Genomic DNA, 17,096 nt, shown 5'->3' on the forward strand with positions numbered 1-17,096 from the left:
CCTCCGCGGAGAACGATAGAAAGATGTCTGTTCATTTACGAACGTAACCAACTGTTAGCCATGCCCGTAACGGATTCCATAGCCGATTTCATCACCCGGATCAGAAACGCCGGTAGCGCAAAAAACAAGACAACTGATATTCCTTATACCCGAGTCAGGGAGAATCTCTCGAAGCTTCTTGTCGAAAAAGGATACATCAAGAACTACACGGTGATTTCCACCGAGCAGTTTCCCTTCATCCGCGTCGAGCTGAAATACATGCAGGATGGCCGTCACGCCATCAAGGAGATTTCAAGGGTCAGCAAACCCGGCCGCAGGGTCTATCAGGGCAAGGATATCAAGCGATACCTCGGCGGGCTTGGTCTGTTCATCCTTTCGACCTCGAAAGGCATCCTGACCGACAAGGAGGCGCGCGAGCAGAACGTCGGTGGCGAGGTGCTGTTCCGTATTTATTAATTTCTTAAGCCAAAGAGCATCAGTTTACCATGTCAAGAATAGGAAAAATGCCAATCAGCCTTGCTGAGCAGGCTAAGGTCGAGGTCAGGGACAATATGATCAATGTAACCGGCCCGAAGGGAGCGCTCTGCCAGGCTCTGGTCGATGAGGTTACCATTTCGATTGCCGATGGCGCCGTGACCGTCCAGCGCAAGGACGACAGCAAGCGCGCGCGGGCCATGCACGGCTTGTACCGGATGCTGGTCAGCAACATGGTCGAGGGCGTCACCAAAGGGTTCACCCGCAAGCTCGAAATGTCCGGTGTCGGTTACCGCGCTGAACTCAAGGGCGAGATGCTGGCGCTGACCCTCGGATACTCGCACATGATCTACTTCCAGGCTCCCGCCGAGATCAAGATCGAGGTGCCCGATCCGACCACCGTTCTTGTCAGTGGTATCGACAAGGCTCTGGTAGGCCAGATCGCCGCCAAGATACGCTCCTTCAGGAAGCCTGAGCCGTATCGCGGCAAGGGTATCAAGTACGAAGGCGAAGTGATCCGCCGCAAGGAAGGCAAGGCTGCCGGCAAGTAAACCACTGCGCCGCATGAGCCAAACAAGTCAGGTAAAAAACATTTATACGGTTAGAGATAATGAGCCAAGTAGATAAAGCTGCCCGCAGGCAAAAAATCAAGGCACGCAGCAGGGCTGTCGTGCGTGGCACCCAGGAGAGGCCAAGACTGTGCGTGTTCAGGAGTCTTTCACAGATTTATGCGCAACTGATCGACGACGAGAGCGGCAAGACCATCGTGGCGGCATCGACCATGTCGAAGGAGAATGCCGGTCTCGGCGGCACCAAATCCGAGGTGAGCGCGGCAATCGGCAAGCAGATCGCCGAGAAGGCGCTTGCAAAGGGCATTTCCAGCGTCGTCTTCGACAGGAACGGATTCCGGTATCACGGTCGCATCAAGGCTCTGGCCGACGGCGCGCGTGAAGCAGGCCTGATCTTTTAAAACTTTTCAAAGCGAACGTACATGTCGAAAAAATCTGCCAGGAATATCAAGCCCGGTGAGTTGAATCTGAAAGAGAAGCTGGTGCACATCAACAGGACCGCCAAGGTGGTCAAGGGTGGCAAGCGCTTCGGTTTCAACGCTATTGTTGTTGTCGGTGACAAGGATGGTCATGTTGGATACGGGCTCGGAAAAGCAAACGAAGTTCAGGACGCTATTGCCAAGGGCGTCGAGGATGGCAAAAAGAATGTCATCAAGGTGCCGATCGTGAAGGGAACCATCCCGCACCAGATCGTCGCCAAATATGGCTCGGCCAAGGTGCTCATGAAGCCTGCGACTCCGGGTACCGGACTGATCGCCGGTGGAGCTGTCAGGGCCGTGCTCGAAATGGCTGGCGTACACGACATCCTCACCAAGTCTCTTGGCTCCTCGAATCCGCACAATGTGGTCAAGGCCGCCATCAGGGGACTTCAGAGCATCTCCGATGCCAATGATGTCGCCGAGCGCCGCTCGAAGAGCCTGAAAGAGGTATTTGAAAGCTAAACAGGAGAGAAAGGCGATCATGAGCGAGAAAACGATAAAGGTTATCCAGGTGCGCAGCATCATTGGCGGCACCAAGAAGCAGAAAGACACGATCAAGGCTCTCGGTCTGGGAAGACCGAACCACAAGGTTGAACTGAAGGACAACGCCTGCACCAGAGGTCAGATTCGTGTCGTTCAGCACCTTGTCAAGGTTGAAGAGCTTTAAGAAGAATCAATAAAGACAGTCGGGAATCAAAGCAATGGATTTAAGTTCACTCCGCCCTGCCAAAGGCGGCGCAGTCAAGGCAAGAAAACGGGTCGGTCGCGGCCCCGGTTCAGGCAACGGCACCACCGCAGGCAAGGGCAACAAAGGTCAGCAGGCCAGGAGCGGCTATCAGCGCCCGGTCATCGAGGGTGGTCAGATGCCGATCTACCGCAGGCTGCCGAAATTCGGTTTCACTCCGCCCAACAGAAAGGCCGTGGCTTGCATCAACGTCGCCCAGATCCAGATGTGGGTCGAGAAGGGACTTATCGGCGAAGAGATCAGCGTGCTTGATCTGAAGCACCTGTGCAATGCCAGTAACCAGGAGTACTTCAAGGTGCTCGGTAACGGTGAGCTTGCTTCCGCTGTGACCATCACGGCGCACTTTTTCAGCAAGAGCGCCGAGGAGAAGATCACCAAAGCCGGCGGCAAGATCGTCAAGGCGTATCGCACCCTCGAAGAGGCGGCCAAAGTCAACGGCCTGCCGTTTGAAGATGCGCTCCTGACCCCGAAAGTCAAAATTGTCAAGAAAACGAAGAAATCGGTCAAGTCTTGAAAGAGGGAATGAGCTGCCATGAAGCTTACTGAGAGTATCAGGAATATCAATAAAATCCCGGAGTTAAGGCAGCGTATCCTGTATACCCTCCTGATTCTGTTCGTGTACAGGCTGGGATCGCACATCACCATTCCCGGAGTTGACGCCGCCGCCATAGCGAGCGCGACGACTTCTCACTCAAACGACCTGTTCGGTCTGTTCGACCTGTTTGTCGGAGGCGCGTTTGCTCGCGCCTCTATCTTTTCTCTCGGCATCATGCCCTACATCTCGGCATCGATCATCATCCAGTTGCTCGGAGCGGTCACGCCGTATGTGCAGAAGCTCCAGAAAGAGGGTGAGGAGGGACGCCAGAAGATCAACCAGTACACGCGGTACGGCACGATTCTTATCTCGCTGTTGCAGGCGTGGGGCGTGAGCGTCAACCTCTCCAGTCCATCGTCGTTCGGCAAGGTGGTTGTGCCTGATCCGGGCTTTCTCTTTACCATCACCGCCATCATCATTCTCACCGCCAGCACCGTGTTCGTCATGTGGCTCGGCGAGCTGATTACTGAGCGCGGCATCGGCAACGGCATATCGCTCATCATCATGATCGGTATTCTTGCAGCCTTCCCGGCTTCGCTGGTGGCTGAAATCCAGTCGGTTTCGTTCGGCAGCAAGAACTGGATTCTCGAAATCATCATTATGGCGCTGATGGCTGCCATCGTGGCTATCGTCGTGCTTCTGACTGTCGCCACCCGGCGAATTCCCGTGCAGCACGCCAAGCGCGTCGTCGGGCGCAAGGTTTACGGGGGCGGAACGCAGTACATCCCCATGAAGATCAACACGGCGGGCGTTATGCCGATCATCTTCGCCCAGTCGATCATGTTCCTGCCCAGCACTTTTCTTTCGTTCTTCCCCGAAAGCGAGGCGATGCAAAAGGTTGCCTCGGCGTTCGCCTACGACTCATGGTGGTATGCGGGGATTTTCGGACTGATGATTGTTTTCTTCACCTATTTCTATACCGCCATCGCCTTTAATCCAAAAGAGGTCGCTGACACGATGCGCCGTCAGGGCGGTTTCATTCCGGGCGTCCGTCCTGGCAAGAACACCGAGGAGTTCATCGACAACATCCTGACCCGGATCACGCTTCCGGGGGCTATCGCCCTTGCAGCAATCGCCGTTTTGCCGACATTCCTGACCAAGTTTGCCAACGTGACCCCAGGCTTCGCCCAATTCTTCGGCGGCACCAGTTTGCTCATTGTCGTCAGCGTCGGCCTCGATACGCTTCAGCAGGTCGAGAGCCACTTGATGACTCGTCATTACGACGGTTTCATGAAGACGGCCAAGGCGCGTGGTCGCCGATAATAGAGGGGCCGGGAGATGATTACCATCAAAAGCGAGCGGGAAATAGAACTGATGCGGGAGGCCGGAGGACTGGTCGCCCGCGTACTCGACATGCTCGAAAAGGAGATCGCGCCAGGAGTCTCGACCAAGCGGCTCGACGAACTTGCCGAACAGTTCATCCGGGACCACGACGCCGTGCCGAGTTTTCTGAATTACGCGCCAAAAGGCGAGCCGGGCGTGACGCCCTATCCGGCGACCCTGTGCGTCTCGATCGACAATGAGGTCGTCCACGGCGTGCCAAGCGCTCGCCGCATTATTGGCGAGGGCGAAATCGTTTCGGTTGATTGCGGCGCTTACAAGAGCGGTTATCATGGCGATTCGGCGCGGACGTATATCGTCGGCGAAGTCGATCCCGCCGTCCGGCAACTGGTCGAAGTCACCCGGGAGTGCCTGGCGCTCGGCATCGGACAGGCGGTCGAAGGAAATCGACTGCATGACATTTCGGCGGCAATCGAAAAGCACGCACGCGCATTCGGTTACAGCGTCATCGAGAACATGGTTGGCCACGGCATCGGCAGCGAGCTGCACGAAGAACCGGCGGTGCCGAATTACGGTCGGCCCCATACCGGTGTGAAACTTCGCTCCGGAATGACGCTGGCCATCGAGCCGATGATCGCTATCGGCCGTTCGCGCCGTGCGGTGAGCAAGCGGGGCGCATGGGTGGCGGTGACCGAGGACGGACGCCATTCGGCCCATTTCGAGCATACCATCGCCATCAGGAAAGGGGCGCCTGAAATCCTGACAAAGTAACGCGGGCAGGGAGAGCATCAGTTTTATATCATAACGATCAGAAAGCGGGGAGATACATTGGCCAAGGAAGAATCAATTGAGGTGGAAGGCGAAATTCTCGAAGCCCTTCCCAATGCGCAGTTCAGGGTCAAGCTCGAAAACAGCCTTGAGGTGCTTGCCCACGTATCGGGCAAGATCAGGATGCACTACATCCGCATTCTGCCCGGCGACAAGGTCAAAGTGCAGATTTCTCCGTACGATTTGACCAAAGGCAGGATTACCTACCGGTACAAGTAAAAAACAGAAAGAATCGTCCATAATCCGGTTGACTCTTAAGGATGTATTTATTACATTACATGCCTTTTCATATTTTGGACAGACCGGACAATCTTAGCACGTGGGGTTTACCATGAAAATATATTCGTCTATCAAAAAACGTTGCGAGCACTGCAGGATTATCAAGCGCAAAGGAAAACGGTACGTGATCTGCAAGGTGAATCCAAGCCACAAGCAGCGCCAGGGGTGATCTTCAGGAATAATCAACAGATTTGAGAAAAACATATGAGGTTAGCTGGGGTTAATTTGCCATTGAACAAACATGCGGTCGTCGGCCTGACCTATGTTTATGGCATCGGGAAAACATCCGCCAAGAACATACTCGCCAAAGCCGGAATTGCTCCTGAAAAGAAGATTTCCGAGCTGAGTGACCAGGAGGCGCATGCCATCAGGGAAATTATCAGCAACGAGTACACCGTCGAAGGTGAGGCTCGCGCAGAGCAGCAGCTCTCCATCAAGCGATTGATGGATATTGGATGCTATCGCGGCCTTCGTCACAGGCGCTCACTCCCGGTTCGCGGCCAGCGCACCAGCACCAACGCCCGTACCAGAAAAGGCAAGCGCAAGACGGTTGCCGGCAAGAAGAAAGCCGGTAAGAAGTAAGGCCCGGAGCAATCAAGCAACAAGAGAGATAAAACACCGACAGACTCATGGCAACAGCGAGCAGGAAAAAAAAGAAAGTCAAGGTTACCCCGGAAGGTACCGTCCATATCAAGGCTTCGTTCAACAACGTCATGGTGACCATTACCGATACGCTCGGCAATACGGTTTCATGGTCGAGCGCCGGCAAGAACGGCTTCAGGGGCTCCAAGAAAAATACCCCGTACGCATCGCAGGTGACATCCGAGGCGGCAGCCAAGGAGGCTTATGACCTCGGAATGCGTCACGTCGATGTGCTCATCAAAGGCCCCGGCGCGGGACGTGATGCTGCCATCAGGGCGCTTCAGGGCGTCGGGCTGGAGGTCAAGACCATCCGTGATATTACGCCGCTTCCGCACAACGGTTGCAGGCCGCCCAAGCGCAGAAGGGTCTGACGGTTATCATCAAGAATTATCAATGTAGCAATTGCAATGGCACGATTCAGAGGGTCAATTACCAAGGTTTCTCGCAGGCTGGGGATAGCTCTTTCACCAAAGGCTGAAAAATATCTGGAACGCCGTCCGTACGCTCCGGGCGAACACGGCCAGTCCCGCAGGGGCAAGGTTTCGGAATATGCGCTCCAGCTCAGAGAAAAGCAGAAGATGAAATATCTCTACGGCATTCTCGAAAAGCAGTTCAGGAACTACTACAAGAAAGCGGTTTCGCAGCGCGGCGTCACCGGCGACAACTTGGTCAGGCTCCTTGAAAGGCGCTTCGACAACGTCGTCTATCGTTGCGGATTCTCTCCGTCACGCGCAGGTGCCCGTCAGCTCGTTTCACACGGCCATATGCTCATCAACGGCAAGAAGGTCAATATTCCTTCCTATCTCGTCGCTCCTGGCGATCAGATCGAGTTCCGCCAGAAGAGCCGCAATCTCGACGCGGTGGCCGATTCGCTGAACAAAGCCTCAGAATCGAGGATTCCCGCATGGATCCAGGTGGACAAAGCCAACAGAAAAGCAGCATTTCTTGCCATTCCCGAGCGCGTGGATGTGCAGGAGCCCTATAACGAACAGCTTGTTGTTGAGTTGTACTCCAAGTGATTTTTTTGAATCCTTAAGGTAGCAAGACTATGATATACCAGATGCAGATGCCTGCAAAGATCGATGTGGATGAAACAACCCACACCGGCAGTTTCGGGCGCTTCATCGCCCAGCCGCTGGAGAGGGGATACGGAGTTACGCTGGGCAATGCCATGAGAAGGGTTCTGCTGGCCTCTCTTCCCGGCGCAGCTATCACCGGGATCAAGATAGATGGTGTTTTTCACGAGTTTTCAACCATCGAGGGCGTTCGCGAAGATGTGCCTGAGATTGTGTTGAACCTCAAAAAGGTTCGATTCAGGTCGAGCTGCAAGCGCAGTTGCAAAACAACCCTGACGCTTGCCGGACCGAAAGATTTTGTCGCCGGAGACATTGTCGCCCATGACGGCGAGTTCGAGGTGCTCAACAAGGATATGCATATCGCTACGATCAATTCGGAGGCGACCGTCACCATCGACATCTATGTCGGACGGGGACGCGGTTACGTGCCCGCCGAGGAGAATCGCAGCGAAGGAATGCCGATCGGCTTCATCGCCATCGACTCGATCTTCACGCCGATCCGCAACGTCAGGCTGACCGTAGAGAACACCCGCGTCGGTCAGAGAACCGACTATGAGAAGATGATTCTCGATGTCGATACCGACGGCTCGATCACGCCCGACGACGCCATCAGCCTCGCCGGAAAGATCATCAACGACCATGTCACCTTTTTTGCCAACTTCTCTCCGACCGAAGAGGAGTTCTCCGAAGAGGAGTACAAGCAGCTCGACGACGAATTCGAAAGCATGCGTAAACTCCTTTATACCAAGATTGAGGATCTCGACCTTTCGGTTCGTTCGCACAACTGCCTGAGGCTCGCCGAAATCGACACGCTTGGCGACTTGGTCTCCAGAAGGGAAGATGAGCTGCTCAACTACAAGAACTTCGGCAAAAAGTCACTGACCGAACTGAAAGAACAGCTCGAAAAGTTCAACCTCAAGTTCGGGATGGATATTACCCGTTACCAGATGAAGGGTTGAGAAAGGTCTTTTGTTTTATTGAACATCAATGAGAGCGGAAACAAGCAATGCGTAAAGTCAAGCCAGCAAGGAAACTCGGGAGAACGGCCGCCCATAGAAAAGCAACCCTGTCGAATCTTTCGACACAACTGCTGATTCACAAGCGTATCGAGACCACCGAGGCGAAAGCCAAGGAAACCCGCAAGGTCGTCGAGAAAATCATCACCAAAGCGCGTAAGGGTACGCACCACGCCCAGCGTGAGATTTTTGGCGCCCTTCGTGACAAAGAGGCTGTCCGCGAGCTTTTTGAGGAGATCGTGGGACGGATCGGTTCGCGCCCCGGCGGATACACCCGTATTATCAAACTCGCTCCCCGTTTTGGTGATGCTGCCAAGATGGCCGTCATCGAGCTGGTCGATTTTGTCGAGGCTCCGTCCGCCGCGCCGGTAGCCGCCAGACAGGATCGCTCGAAGCGTGTCAAAGGCTCGAAGAAAGCCGAAGCCGAGTCGCAGGAGAAAGAGGGAGACGAAGCCGCCGAATAAAAGCGACGCTCTCCAGACGACAAAAAAACACGGTAGTCATCGTTCGCGCGATCTTTTTGATCACCAGCGGGCGATGACTATCTGCTTTTCAGAGAACATCGGATCGATTTCGCCGATCGGCAGTTGATCCACGGAGGCCGGGAATCCGAGATTTTTCTCCCTCATCATCACCGCGTCGGCAATCTCCTCGTCAAGCGTTCCCCCCTTGAGGCAGATGAGCACACCATCGCGCTTGAGCAGCCGGGCGCTGTAGGCGCACAGCTCTTCGAGCGGCGCAACCTGGCGGCTGAGCACCGTATCGAAAATCACCCCCTTCAGCTCCTCGACCCTCGAATGCAGGGCAATGACGTTCTCAAGTCCAAGTTCCTTTATCATCGCTTTGCAGGCGGAGATTTTTTTTCCGGTGGAGTCAACCAGCAGGAATGAGGTTTCGGGAAAAAGAATGGCCAGAGGAATGCCCGGCAAGCCGCCGCCGGTGCCGAGGTCGAGCACTTTTTCGCCGGGCCTGAAGTCGTGGATGCGGGCGACCAGCAGCGAGTGAAACACATGCTTGACAATGACCGGCGCGTGCTCCTTGCGGCTGACGAGATTCACCTTGAGGTTCCATGATTCGAGAAGTTCGGCATAGCGAACCAGAAGCTTCAGGGCATTTTTTGTAACGGGGATGCCGTGCTGACGGCAAAGACCCTCGATCAGGCGCAGCTCATTCTGCATGACGAATCGTTCGCTGGGATGGTGAAAAAAAATCGCACATCTTGAAAAAACGACATTTTGCCGCCAATGGCAAATGTTCAGTGGCCCTGGAGAAATGCCCGGCGCGACTCTCTGGGAAAATGTCGTACATTAAAAGGTCAAGGTCAGGTCAGGGACCATCTCCTGACCCTTGCAAGTTCAGAACGATAGCGATGACGCAATGAAGCAGATAGCCGATAATCATGTTTTTGCCGTGGTCATGGCGGGAGGAATTGGCAGCAAACTGTGGCCCCTTTCGAGAAAGAAATCCCCCAAGCAGTTTCTCCATTTCTTTGACGGCGGAACGATGATCCGCAAAACGGTTGAACGAATCGCCGGAGTCGTCCGGATGGAGAACATCCTCATCATTACCGGCAAGCAGCACTGGCGGCTGGTCAACGATTCGCTTCCCGATTTCGACGCCGACAATATCATCATCGAACCAACCATCCGTGATACGGCCACCTGCATCGCGCTGGCGACCACCTTCATCCGCAAGCGTGATCCCGACGCCGTGACCATCGTGCTGCCCGCCGACCATCTCGTGCTCGACGAAGAGCAGTTCCTGAAGACTGTCGCCAAGGGTGTGGGCCTCGCGCGCGAGCAGCGCGGCCTGATTACCGTCGGCATTCATCCCGACCGTCCGGAGACGCGCTACGGCTACATCCAGGTCGAGCCGTCGGTTATGATCGGCGAAGAGAACGACGATCCGGCAGACGACGACATTGCGCTGTTCCGGGTGAAAACCTTTGCCGAGAAGCCCGATATTGCCACAGCCGAGCAGTTTCTGCAAAGTCGCGATTTCTGGTGGAACAGCGGAGTGTTCATCTGGCACGTCGATGACATCAGCCGGGAGTACCGGCGCTCGCTGCCCGACCTGTTCGAGGACATGCAGAACATTCACGCCTTTATCGGCACTGAGCGCCAGGAGTCGGTGATCGAGGATGTTTACAGTTGGATTCACCCGGTCTCGATTGCTTACGGCATCATGGAGAAGGCCGAGAAGGTTTTTATGCTCGCCGGCAATTTCGGCTGGACCGATCTGGGAAGCTGGGACGAGGTCATCAAGGTCGGGCTTGGCCTCGAAGGGCGCGACATGGACGGCAGCGAGGTCATCATGCTCGACTCGAAAGATGTCTTCGTTCGCAAGCCCCACGGCAAGGCGGTGGTGACCATCGGAGTCGATGACCTCATCGTGGTCGATACGCCTGACGCGCTCCTGATCTGCCGGAAGGAACAGTCGGGCGAGGTATCGAAAGCGGTGGAGATGATGCGGCGTGAAGAGGGGCTGGAGGGGTTTTTATAGGAGGATTTTGATCGTCCTCCCCGGCTTGAAAGCCGGGGCAACATGAATGGAAGAGGTTTGAATGTCCGTCGGGCTAAAGCCCTCCTGAATATGAACAAGTCTGGGCAATGTGATTGCAGCAGCATAAATGAAAAAGCCGGAGGCAATTTGCTCCGGCTTTTTGCGTTCAGGCTTTTTTTCTTGACCAGGTTGCGCCCTCTTTGGTGTCCTTGACTTCGATGCCGCGCTGGAGCAGCAGGTCGCGGATTTTGTCGCTGGTGGCGAAGTCTTTGCTGGCGCGCGCCTCCTTGCGGAGTTCGAGCAGCACCGCCATGACGTCGTCGAGCGTCCGGGCGCTCTGGCCGCTCTGTCCGGCCAGCAGCTCGTTGCGGTTTTTCAGAATGCCGAGCACCTTTCCAGCGAACGTGTCGAAAAGCGCCAGAGCGCCGGTTTTCGATTTGGCGTCGAGGCTGCCCTTGTCGAGCGCGCCGTTGAGCGCCTTGGCGAACTCGAAGATCACCGAGATGGCGACCGGCGTGTTGAAGTCGTCGTTCAAGGCGTCGGTGATTTTCTCGTCGAACGCCGCCACATCGATTTGCCCGCCGCCTTCCGGAGTTTCCACCACTCTTTTATACGTCTCCTGCAACTTCTCGAAGCCGGACTGCGAGGCTTTGATGGCTGCTTCGGAGAAATCGAGCGGGGAGCGGTAGTGCGATTGCAGGATGAAGAAACGGATCACCAGCGGCTCGAAGGTGTTGAACAGCTCCTTGAGGTTGATGAAGTTTTTGAGCGACTTGCCCATCTTGACGCCATCGACCGTCACCATGTTGTTGTGCATCCAGTAGCGCACGAAGGGCTTGCCGGTGGCCGCCTCGGACTGGGCGATCTCGCAGTCGTGGTGCGGGAACTTGTTCTCCATGCCGCCGCCGTGGATGTCGATCGTGTCGCCGAGGTACTTCATCGCCATCGCCGAGCACTCCAGATGCCAGCCGGGGTAGCCCTCGCCCCACGGCGATGGCCACTTCATGATGTGGCCCGGCTCGGCCTTTTTCCAGAGCGCGAAGTCTGAGGGGTTGCGCTTGTCGGAGCGATCCGCGACGCGCCCGCCCGACTGCAACGCCTCCTGGTCGGTGCGGCCCGAGAGCTTGCCGTATCCGGCGAACGAGTTGACATCGAAATAGATGTTGCCGCCCGCCTCGTAAGCGTGGCCGGTTTCGACCAGCCGCTCGACCAGCGCGATCTGCTCCGGGATGTGGCCGGTGGCGGTTGGCGCGATGTTCGGGCGCTCGACGCCGAGCCGGTCCATATCCTCGTAAAAGCTGCGTGTGTAGAACTGCGCCACCTCCATCGGCTCGATGCGCTCCTGCCGGGCCTGCTTCTGGATTTTGTCCTCCCCCTCGTCGGCGTCGTCGGTCAGGTGGCCCACGTCGGTGATGTTCTGCACATATTTGACCTTCAGCCCCACGTGGCGCATCCAGCGCACCACCACGTCGAACGACACATAGCTCTTGGCGTGACCGAGATGGGCGTGGCCATAGACGGTCGGCCCGCAGACATAGACGGTGGCGATGCCAGGATGAAGCGGTTCAAATGGTTCTTTCGTGCGGCTGAGGGAGTTGTAGATAGTGAGAGAAGAGGACATTCGGATAGCGAAATAGGTTGGCGAATCCCGGATCGTGGCCGGGAAATGTCGTAAAAGTTAAACATTTGGCTCTGTAAGGCAAGGCTTTTCAGCGGCTCTGCGTTCCGAATTTTACCCGATTCCGGGAACGGGCGCGTCGCCGCTCATTGCGACCTGATCGCGCCCGTAATCTTCCAGATCACCGGATAGCCGTCGAGCCTCTCCGGCAGGCGGGCTTTTGTCTCCGCGTTGTCGCGGGCGAGGCCGACCACGATGGCCTCCCCGCCCTTTCCATCCCGTCCGACGCCCACCGACGCCACGTCGGGCAGGGCGAGCAGCTCCGCTTCGTGGGCGCGTTTTACTTCGCTGATTGTTTTCATCTCCGTTGCTTTTGTGCAATTGGCCGTTATTGTCAACAGGCAGAGAAAGAGAATCCGGCGCGCCATCACAGGCTCACTCCGAGGATGCTGAAGACGTTCTGGATTCTGTTGATGATCGTTACCTCGTCGCTGCCCGCAAAGAGCAGGCCGACGAGGTTGTTCGAGGTGTCGAGCACCGCCGAGCCGCTGTCGCCGCCCTGGCTCATCGCTCCGGCGAGCAACTGGTCGTGGAACTGCGCGACCCGGCCGCCGCCGTAACTGACGTTGGCCGTCACGTCGATCTGCTCGATCACCCCGTTCGTCAGCCCGGTGGTGCGTCCGCTCTTTTTGACCGCCATGCCGAGCGCGCCCTCCGCCGTGCCCGAAATCGCGCCGAGGCCGAGAATGTCGTTCTGCACATCCGCCGGATTCAGCGGACGGGCAAGCGCGGCATCGACCAGATTCTCCGCGGCCTGCACCGATATGGCTTGCAGCCGCGTATCGCTGCCGGTGACGGCGGCAAGGAGATTGCAGACGTCGGCGATGGAGTTGGCTATCGGGCAGGCGCTCGACGAACCGTTGTAGATAATGGGCACGAATTCGGCCAGCTCGGCAATCTTGTCGGCGGGGTTCAGCCCGCCGTCATACGGCCCCGGCTGGAGAATCGCGTCGCCAATCGCCGCATCGTTGCTGTTGGCCAGCACGTGGTTGTTCGACAAAATGAGCAACTCGCCGTTCTTGCGCACCAGGCAGCCGAGCGTTCCGGCTGTGATCTCGAAATGGCCGATGCTCACCCCGCCGGGCGCGGGCCGGAACCTGCCGGTTGGAGGCGCGAACGCCCGGATGCGCCCGGTCGCCACCACATCGGTCGGAACGCCATCGACCGCCTTCGGCACCATTTCTGAACTGAGCAGCTTCGCCGATGGCTCTTTCTTTTCGACGGAGCAGACAATGCTCAACTGGCCGGTCTTCTCGCCAGCGGTTTTTTTGTAGCCGATCCCAGTGGCCACAACGTTCTTGCGCCCCATCAGCGACGAGCGGACGGAACCGAGAAGCGGGATGATCGTAGAGAGAATGGTTTCCATGATGCACTCCTTTGTTTTGAATTTGAAAGGAAGCACTGCCGAGACGGGTAATACTGTTGAAGTTTACGAAAAAGAAGGAGAAATCGCGCTCATTCGAGCGGGTTGCCGTGTCGATGACCAACGGCGTCGGCGGCTATCTGCCGAAGCGCCAATGAGGCATGAACGCGCTGAATGCGTACATTGCAGCAAAAGGCCGGATGGTTCGTTCGCCCCGTTTTCCGAAAGCTGCGCTGACGCTCAAGGTCTCAAAATCGCGCAAGCAAGCCGCTCCTCTCGCGTTCTGAATTGCTTTGCGCATCGGCCCGCCAGGCGAGTCGCCAGTTTTCTGTCGATCTGAAAAAACCAACAAAGGAGACATATCGTTATGAACATTCGCAGTCTGTTGATCGGCATTGCCGTTGGCATACTTCTCGCCGTTGGCGCGGGATGGATGATGATGCCGGCCATGATGCTCAAGGAGTACCAGAGTCCGTTCGGCGTCGAACAGACCGTCGATAACATCAGGGAGAACGCCATCTCCCAAGGGTGGGTGGTCGCCAGCGTCATGGCGATCGACAACTCCGTGAAAAAATATGGCGGCGGCGATCTTCCTCCCGTGAGACTGGTCAATCTGTGCGAGCCGAATCACGCTTATAACATTTTGAAGGATGATAAAAACAAGATCGTTTCGGTTATGATGCCCTGCACGATCAGCGTCTATCAGAAGGCTGACGGCAAAACCTGGGTTTGCGTCATGAACGCCGCTCTCTTGGGCAAGATGTTCGGTGGCGTTGTCGCCGAGGTGATGGGCGGAACCGTCGCCAAGCAGCAACAGCAGTTTATCAATTTTGTACAATAATAATTGAATTCGCACCGCTGCCGATCTCATTTCCACAGATCGGCAACGGTGCGTTTTTTCAAAGGGAAGTTTATGACAAACAGAAGGTTATGGCTCATCGACGCCGGGTATCTGTTCAATGCGCGGCACAGCGTCAGCAGCGGCTATGAATTCAACTACCTGAAGCTCCGTGAAAAAATCGAGCAGGACGGGCCGATCTGGAGAGCCTACTATTTCAACAGCATTCCTTCCCCTCCCGGTGAAGCGCAGGAGTCGTTTCATAACTGGTTGCAAAGCGCTCCGCCGAATGGCCCGAAAATCATCACCAGATTGTACGGCCTCAAATATCAGCGCGGCGACAGGGCTTACTGCGAAACCTGCAACCAGAAGGTGTCGCTGACCTGCCCGCACCAGCGCGCCGGAGAGCAGCGGCATATTCTGAAAAACGAGGTGCAGAAGGGGGTCGATGTCGGCATCGCCACGGCGGCGCTGATTCACCAGAACAATTACGACACACTTATTCTTTCGACCGGTGACGGCGATCTGCTCGACGCCATTGAGTACCTCTCGGAATCGGGAAAGCGTATCGAGCTGGTCGTGTTCGACAACAGTGTTTCGACCGATTTGCAATGCCGCGCGGACAAACTCTACCTGATTAACGATTTTGCCGACGAGGTTGGCAACTGATACCCCGGCACTATGCCGGTTTGATGTTCAGGCCGGTTCGGCAACAACTGTTTCGAGCCGCCCTCCTGAACCCTGCAATCATTTCTTGCCATGAATGCAATCAATCCCGATGCTCTTGTACCGTACGTGTCAACTTTCTGAAGGCGGCTGCTGGTTGGACTTGTTTTTCTTGTCATCGGCATGAAGCTTGCGACATTGCTTCGGCACTCTTGTTCGCTACAGCATCGTCGCCGTCACGGTTATGACGGTGCTTCCCCAGATCGGCGTTCAGACCGCGAGCCATCCTGCCGTGCAGGCCTCCGCCGGTCTGGCCATCGCCTGGCTTTGCAGGGGACGCTCTCCAACATTGCGGCGGGCGTCATGCCGATTTTCTTCAGGCCCTTCCGCACCGGTCAGTATATCGAAGTGGCGGGCACAGCGGGCACGGTCAAAAACGTGTCGCTCTTCACCACCGAGCTTGCCACCGCCGGACAACGTCCAGATCATTTTGCCCAACAGGCAGGTCTGGAGCGGCTCGATGGTCAACTCTTTGCATCACCACACCCGGCGCGCGTCGATTTTCTGCCCGGCATCTCCTGCAGCGACAATATCGACAAGGCCTTTTTTAGGTCATCAACGGCGTCCTCGCGGACGTCAAGTTCGAGCTGACCAAACAGTTCAGGGAGGCGATGGACGCCAACGGCCTCTCGATTCATTTTCCCCAGGAGGATGTGCACCTCCTCCAGTCTGCGTAGTCCGGCTGCATTCGCCGCCGCCATGACCTCAAATGGAATAACGCTCTCTGTTGATTACCTTTCAGGAGTGGCTGACCTGAAATCCTTGCGCTGAAATCAGTTACTCTCCCCGTCAATCCGTTTCGCATCAATGCGATAGCGGCAGCAGCAGAAAGCCTATGCAGAATGTGTTACGAACTATCCGGCGTACCGTTTTCAACTTCATTGGTAACCATCACGCTTTTCGCTGGCCGGAGCCGTCGTGCCGACCGGTCATGCTCCTGCTGGCTTACCTCTTTCTCTCGGCCCCTCTCGGCTCCTTGAGGGCCATTGCCGCAGAAAACGAACTGGTGCTGGCGACCAAACAGTCGCCGCCGTTCGCCATGAAAAACGGGATGGGTGAGTGGGAGGGCATCTCCATCGACCTCGTACGCGCCATTGCCAACAAGGAGGGGCGCAAGCTTGTCATCAGGGAGATGTCGTTCACCGGAATGCTCGCCGCCGTCGAGCGGGGCGAGGTCGATGCGGCGGCCTCGGCCATCACCGTGACCGCCGACCGCGAGCGCCGACTCGATTTTTCCTTCCCGTATTTTCAATCGGGACTGGCCATAGCCGTCCGGGAAAAAGAGACCGGCTGGCTGCACATCATCGGTCGGCTCTTCTCACCGGCTTTCCTGCGGGTGCTCGCCGCGCTTTCGCTGCTGCTGCTGATTTCCGGCGTGCTGGTCTGGCTTTTCGAGCGCAAGAAGAATCCCGACCATTTCGGAGGAACCCCGGCCCAGGGCATCTGGTCGGGCTTCTGGTGGGCCGCCGTGACCATGACCACGGTCGGATACGGAGACAAGGCTCCCGCCACACTGGCCGGAAGGCTCATCGCACTGGTCTGGATGTTCACCGGTCTGGTGGTCATCTCCGGCTTCACGGCGGCCATGGCCACCGTTCTGACCGTCGGCAGCCTCTCAAGCGGCATCACCAAAGTCGAAGATCTGTACGGCAAAAGGGTCGGAACGGTAAAGGCATCGAGCAGCAGCAGTTACCTCGAAAATGAGGCCATCAGGAGCACGCTTTTTCCATCCATTACGGACGCGCTGCACGCGCTCGAAAACGGCAAGATCGAGGCCGTCGTGTTCGACGAGCCGATCATGCGTTACCTGGTCACTTCGGGCGAAATCCACGGCGTCACGATCATCGAGCGCGTTTTCCGTCCCGAATACTACGCCGTCGCCTTGCCGCAAGGCAGCAGGCAAAGAGAAGCGCTCAATCAAGACTTGCTCGACCTCATGGCATCCGACAAGTGGAAAGAGATCAGGTTCAGATATTTGCATTTAAAGCATTAGTCCTGAGCGACG

The 17,096-nt window shown here is 56.5% G+C and carries 25 protein-coding genes; 21 read left to right on the forward strand and 4 right to left on the reverse strand.

The window, feature by feature from the left end; all coding sequences use genetic code 11:
* Window positions 1-60: 60 nt before the first annotated feature.
* The 15 genes from rpsH to rplQ all read left to right on the forward strand — a co-directional run bounded on the left by rpsH (window position 61) and on the right by rplQ (window position 8,448).
* A complete protein-coding gene (rpsH, locus tag EST62_RS04565) occupies window positions 61-456 on the forward strand; it encodes a 30S ribosomal protein S8 (RefSeq protein WP_129050918.1) in 396 nt (131 codons plus the stop codon).
* A gap of 29 nt (window positions 457-485) precedes the next feature.
* Entirely contained in the window at window positions 486-1,025 is a 540-nt protein-coding gene (gene rplF, locus EST62_RS04570) for a 50S ribosomal protein L6 (protein ID WP_129050919.1), read from the forward strand.
* A 59-nt stretch (window positions 1,026-1,084) separates the two neighbouring features.
* Window positions 1,085-1,444: a 50S ribosomal protein L18 gene (gene rplR, locus EST62_RS04575; RefSeq protein ID WP_129050920.1), complete on the forward strand. Its 360-nt coding sequence runs from the start codon at window positions 1,085-1,087 to the stop codon at window positions 1,442-1,444.
* Between the two features lie 21 nt (window positions 1,445-1,465).
* On the forward strand, window positions 1,466-1,984 hold the full coding sequence (gene rpsE / locus EST62_RS04580) for a 30S ribosomal protein S5 (protein WP_129050921.1): 519 nt from the start codon (window positions 1,466-1,468) through the stop codon (window positions 1,982-1,984).
* Window positions 1,985-2,003: 19 nt separating this feature from the next.
* Entirely contained in the window at window positions 2,004-2,189 is a 186-nt protein-coding gene (gene rpmD / locus EST62_RS04585) for a 50S ribosomal protein L30 (RefSeq protein WP_129050922.1), read from the forward strand.
* Window positions 2,190-2,223: 34 nt separating this feature from the next.
* On the forward strand, window positions 2,224-2,781 hold the full coding sequence (gene rplO / locus EST62_RS04590; RefSeq protein WP_129050923.1) for a 50S ribosomal protein L15: 558 nt from the start codon (window positions 2,224-2,226) through the stop codon (window positions 2,779-2,781).
* 18 nt (window positions 2,782-2,799) lie between these two features.
* Window positions 2,800-4,125 (forward strand): preprotein translocase subunit SecY, encoded by a 1,326-nt coding sequence (gene secY / locus EST62_RS04595; protein ID WP_129050924.1) that lies wholly within the window; start codon window positions 2,800-2,802, stop codon window positions 4,123-4,125.
* A gap of 15 nt (window positions 4,126-4,140) precedes the next feature.
* The gene (gene map / locus EST62_RS04600) at window positions 4,141-4,914 is read left to right on the forward strand and encodes a type I methionyl aminopeptidase (RefSeq protein ID WP_129050925.1); all 774 of its coding nucleotides are present in this window, start codon (window positions 4,141-4,143) and stop codon (window positions 4,912-4,914) included.
* Between the two features lie 57 nt (window positions 4,915-4,971).
* Window positions 4,972-5,190, forward strand: a complete 219-nt coding sequence (gene infA, locus EST62_RS04605; protein WP_069810990.1) for a translation initiation factor IF-1 — start codon at window positions 4,972-4,974, stop codon at window positions 5,188-5,190.
* 112 nt (window positions 5,191-5,302) lie between these two features.
* Complete coding sequence (gene rpmJ / locus EST62_RS04610) at window positions 5,303-5,419, forward strand: 50S ribosomal protein L36 (protein WP_129050926.1); 117 nt, start codon at window positions 5,303-5,305, stop codon at window positions 5,417-5,419.
* 35 nt (window positions 5,420-5,454) lie between these two features.
* Window positions 5,455-5,832, forward strand: coding sequence for a 30S ribosomal protein S13 (gene rpsM, locus EST62_RS04615; protein ID WP_129050927.1), 378 nt, complete (start codon window positions 5,455-5,457; stop codon window positions 5,830-5,832).
* 47 nt (window positions 5,833-5,879) lie between these two features.
* Window positions 5,880-6,263, forward strand: a complete 384-nt coding sequence (rpsK, locus tag EST62_RS04620) for a 30S ribosomal protein S11 (protein ID WP_129050928.1) — start codon at window positions 5,880-5,882, stop codon at window positions 6,261-6,263.
* Between the two features lie 36 nt (window positions 6,264-6,299).
* Window positions 6,300-6,911, forward strand: a complete 612-nt coding sequence (rpsD, locus tag EST62_RS04625) for a 30S ribosomal protein S4 (protein ID WP_129050929.1) — start codon at window positions 6,300-6,302, stop codon at window positions 6,909-6,911.
* Between the two features lie 29 nt (window positions 6,912-6,940).
* The gene (locus EST62_RS04630) at window positions 6,941-7,927 is read left to right on the forward strand and encodes a DNA-directed RNA polymerase subunit alpha (protein WP_129050930.1); all 987 of its coding nucleotides are present in this window, start codon (window positions 6,941-6,943) and stop codon (window positions 7,925-7,927) included.
* 47 nt (window positions 7,928-7,974) lie between these two features.
* A complete protein-coding gene (rplQ, locus tag EST62_RS04635) occupies window positions 7,975-8,448 on the forward strand; it encodes a 50S ribosomal protein L17 (RefSeq protein WP_129050931.1) in 474 nt (157 codons plus the stop codon).
* A gap of 60 nt (window positions 8,449-8,508) precedes the next feature.
* Here the strand turns inward: rplQ and rsmG are convergent, their stop codons facing one another.
* Window positions 8,509-9,162, reverse strand: coding sequence for a 16S rRNA (guanine(527)-N(7))-methyltransferase RsmG (rsmG, locus tag EST62_RS04640; protein ID WP_129050932.1), 654 nt, complete (start codon window positions 9,160-9,162; stop codon window positions 8,509-8,511).
* Window positions 9,163-9,361: 199 nt separating this feature from the next.
* Here rsmG and EST62_RS04645 point away from each other — a divergent pair, with 199 nt between their 5' ends.
* Window positions 9,362-10,486, forward strand: coding sequence for a mannose-1-phosphate guanylyltransferase (locus tag EST62_RS04645; RefSeq protein WP_129050933.1), 1,125 nt, complete (start codon window positions 9,362-9,364; stop codon window positions 10,484-10,486).
* Between the two features lie 166 nt (window positions 10,487-10,652).
* Here EST62_RS04645 and cysS read toward each other — a convergent pair whose 3' ends face one another.
* The 3 genes from cysS to EST62_RS04660 all read right to left on the reverse strand — a co-directional run bounded on the left by cysS (window position 10,653) and on the right by EST62_RS04660 (window position 13,530).
* Entirely contained in the window at window positions 10,653-12,107 is a 1,455-nt protein-coding gene (cysS, locus tag EST62_RS04650; protein ID WP_129050934.1) for a cysteine--tRNA ligase, read from the reverse strand.
* 143 nt (window positions 12,108-12,250) lie between these two features.
* Window positions 12,251-12,466 carry a hypothetical protein gene (locus EST62_RS04655; RefSeq protein WP_245153463.1) on the reverse strand — a complete coding sequence of 72 codons (216 nt, stop codon included), beginning with the start codon at window positions 12,464-12,466 and terminating at the stop codon, window positions 12,251-12,253.
* A gap of 65 nt (window positions 12,467-12,531) precedes the next feature.
* The gene (locus EST62_RS04660) at window positions 12,532-13,530 is read right to left on the reverse strand and encodes a trypsin-like peptidase domain-containing protein (protein ID WP_129050936.1); all 999 of its coding nucleotides are present in this window, start codon (window positions 13,528-13,530) and stop codon (window positions 12,532-12,534) included.
* 158 nt (window positions 13,531-13,688) lie between these two features.
* Here EST62_RS04660 and EST62_RS13875 point away from each other — a divergent pair, with 158 nt between their 5' ends.
* The 5 genes from EST62_RS13875 (at window position 13,689) to EST62_RS04680 (ending at window position 17,084) form a co-directional block, all read left to right on the forward strand.
* Window positions 13,689-13,814: a hypothetical protein gene (locus EST62_RS13875; RefSeq protein ID WP_256372357.1), complete on the forward strand. Its 126-nt coding sequence runs from the start codon at window positions 13,689-13,691 to the stop codon at window positions 13,812-13,814.
* 80 nt (window positions 13,815-13,894) lie between these two features.
* The gene (locus tag EST62_RS04665) at window positions 13,895-14,368 is read left to right on the forward strand and encodes a DUF302 domain-containing protein (protein WP_129050937.1); all 474 of its coding nucleotides are present in this window, start codon (window positions 13,895-13,897) and stop codon (window positions 14,366-14,368) included.
* Window positions 14,369-14,440: 72 nt separating this feature from the next.
* Window positions 14,441-15,034, forward strand: coding sequence for an NYN domain-containing protein (locus tag EST62_RS04670; RefSeq protein WP_129050938.1), 594 nt, complete (start codon window positions 14,441-14,443; stop codon window positions 15,032-15,034).
* Between the two features lie 324 nt (window positions 15,035-15,358).
* Entirely contained in the window at window positions 15,359-15,682 is a 324-nt protein-coding gene (locus EST62_RS04675) for a mechanosensitive ion channel domain-containing protein (protein ID WP_167599181.1), read from the forward strand.
* A gap of 244 nt (window positions 15,683-15,926) precedes the next feature.
* The gene (locus EST62_RS04680; protein ID WP_245153464.1) at window positions 15,927-17,084 is read left to right on the forward strand and encodes a transporter substrate-binding domain-containing protein; all 1,158 of its coding nucleotides are present in this window, start codon (window positions 15,927-15,929) and stop codon (window positions 17,082-17,084) included.
* The last annotated feature ends 12 nt before the right edge of the window (window positions 17,085-17,096 follow it).

Source organism: Chlorobaculum sp. 24CR (genome assembly GCF_004118635.1).
Lineage (GTDB): Bacteria > Bacteroidota > Chlorobiia > Chlorobiales > Chlorobiaceae > Chlorobaculum.

Excerpts from the sequence above, each read along its gene's own strand:
- rpsH (WP_129050918.1), top strand. The coding sequence starts at position 61 with ATGCCCGTAACGGATTCCATAGCCGATTTCATCACCCGGATCAGAAAC.
- rplF (WP_129050919.1), top strand. The coding sequence starts at position 486 with ATGTCAAGAATAGGAAAAATGCCAATCAGCCTTGCTGAGCAGGCTAAG.
- rplR (WP_129050920.1), top strand. The coding sequence starts at position 1,085 with ATGAGCCAAGTAGATAAAGCTGCCCGCAGGCAAAAAATCAAGGCACGC.
- rpsE (WP_129050921.1), top strand. The coding sequence starts at position 1,466 with ATGTCGAAAAAATCTGCCAGGAATATCAAGCCCGGTGAGTTGAATCTG.
- rpmD (WP_129050922.1), top strand. The coding sequence starts at position 2,004 with ATGAGCGAGAAAACGATAAAGGTTATCCAGGTGCGCAGCATCATTGGC.
- rplO (WP_129050923.1), top strand. The coding sequence starts at position 2,224 with ATGGATTTAAGTTCACTCCGCCCTGCCAAAGGCGGCGCAGTCAAGGCA.
- secY (WP_129050924.1), top strand. The coding sequence starts at position 2,800 with ATGAAGCTTACTGAGAGTATCAGGAATATCAATAAAATCCCGGAGTTA.
- map (WP_129050925.1), top strand. The coding sequence starts at position 4,141 with ATGATTACCATCAAAAGCGAGCGGGAAATAGAACTGATGCGGGAGGCC.
- rpmJ (WP_129050926.1), top strand. The coding sequence starts at position 5,303 with ATGAAAATATATTCGTCTATCAAAAAACGTTGCGAGCACTGCAGGATT.
- rpsM (WP_129050927.1), top strand. The coding sequence starts at position 5,455 with ATGAGGTTAGCTGGGGTTAATTTGCCATTGAACAAACATGCGGTCGTC.
- rpsK (WP_129050928.1), top strand. The coding sequence starts at position 5,880 with ATGGCAACAGCGAGCAGGAAAAAAAAGAAAGTCAAGGTTACCCCGGAA.
- rpsD (WP_129050929.1), top strand. The coding sequence starts at position 6,300 with ATGGCACGATTCAGAGGGTCAATTACCAAGGTTTCTCGCAGGCTGGGG.
- EST62_RS04630 (WP_129050930.1), top strand. The coding sequence starts at position 6,941 with ATGATATACCAGATGCAGATGCCTGCAAAGATCGATGTGGATGAAACA.
- rplQ (WP_129050931.1), top strand. The coding sequence starts at position 7,975 with ATGCGTAAAGTCAAGCCAGCAAGGAAACTCGGGAGAACGGCCGCCCAT.
- rsmG (WP_129050932.1), bottom strand. The coding sequence starts at position 9,162 with ATGCAGAATGAGCTGCGCCTGATCGAGGGTCTTTGCCGTCAGCACGGC.
- EST62_RS04645 (WP_129050933.1), top strand. The coding sequence starts at position 9,362 with ATGAAGCAGATAGCCGATAATCATGTTTTTGCCGTGGTCATGGCGGGA.
- cysS (WP_129050934.1), bottom strand. The coding sequence starts at position 12,107 with ATGTCCTCTTCTCTCACTATCTACAACTCCCTCAGCCGCACGAAAGAA.
- EST62_RS04655 (WP_245153463.1), bottom strand. The coding sequence starts at position 12,466 with ATGAAAACAATCAGCGAAGTAAAACGCGCCCACGAAGCGGAGCTGCTC.
- EST62_RS04660 (WP_129050936.1), bottom strand. The coding sequence starts at position 13,530 with ATGGAAACCATTCTCTCTACGATCATCCCGCTTCTCGGTTCCGTCCGC.
- EST62_RS13875 (WP_256372357.1), top strand. The coding sequence starts at position 13,689 with ATGAACGCGCTGAATGCGTACATTGCAGCAAAAGGCCGGATGGTTCGT.
- EST62_RS04665 (WP_129050937.1), top strand. The coding sequence starts at position 13,895 with ATGAACATTCGCAGTCTGTTGATCGGCATTGCCGTTGGCATACTTCTC.
- EST62_RS04670 (WP_129050938.1), top strand. The coding sequence starts at position 14,441 with ATGACAAACAGAAGGTTATGGCTCATCGACGCCGGGTATCTGTTCAAT.
- EST62_RS04680 (WP_245153464.1), top strand. The coding sequence starts at position 15,927 with ATGCAGAATGTGTTACGAACTATCCGGCGTACCGTTTTCAACTTCATT.